An 814-nucleotide genomic window follows, 5' to 3' on the forward strand; every position below is an offset into this window, starting at 1 on the left:
ACAACAAAAATTCCGAAGAAGCAGGAGCCGGTGCGCTACCAGTCTACCGTGGGGCTGTCCACGGACGAGATCGCCGAGATCGTGGGCCGGATCGAGGAGGTCCTCGCCTCCCGTCGCACGGGCCGCCCGCCGCTGATGAGCCTCGCCGAACAGGTCGAGATGCTGCTGCTCCTGCTCCGCCGGAACCTTCCCCAGACCGTGGTCGCGGACCTGTACCAGGTCAGCCAGCCGACCGTCTCCCGGGTCTACCGGCGGCTCGTGCCGCTGTTCGACGAGGTCCTCTGCCTGCACGAACCCTTCTTCGTCGACGTCCTGGCCAACCGGGAGACCCTCGTCGACGGCACCGACGTCCCGACCGGCAACCGGGCCGGGACGAAGGAGAACTACTCCGGCAAGCGCCACCGGCAAGGACTGAACATCCAGATCGCCGCCGACCTCGACGGCACCCTGCTCGCCGTCTCCGCCCCCGCCCCCGTCCCCGGCGCCCGCCACGACCGCAGGGCGATCAGCGAGTGCGGCTGGGAACCGCTCCTGGACACCACCGTCTGGACCGCCGACCCCGGCTACCAGGGCACCACCGCCACCACACCCACCAAAAAACCGAAGAACGACGAACTCACCGACTACCAGAAGACCGTGAACAAGACGATCTCCGGCCGCCGCTCAGCCGTCGAACGCGCCATCGCACACCTGAAGAACTGGAAGATCCTCGCGACCGGCCACCGCGGCCGCCTCACCGAACTCCCCAACATCATCCGAATCGTCGCCCGGTTAGAGTTCTACCGACTCGGATGGTGACTTATGAATAAGGCTC

Annotated in this window: 1 protein-coding gene; it reads left to right on the forward strand. The window is 66.7% G+C overall.

The genetic code is table 11. The annotated features are described in order from the left end of the window. A partial coding sequence (locus G6R24_RS21200; protein ID WP_217451628.1) for a transposase family protein occupies positions 1 to 798 on the forward strand: 798 nt, incomplete at its 5' end. Between the last annotated feature and the right edge of the window lie 16 nt (positions 799 to 814).

It is taken from the genome of Candidatus Frankia nodulisporulans (assembly GCF_902806475.1).
Lineage (GTDB): Bacteria > Actinomycetota > Actinomycetes > Frankiales > Frankiaceae > Frankia > Frankia umida.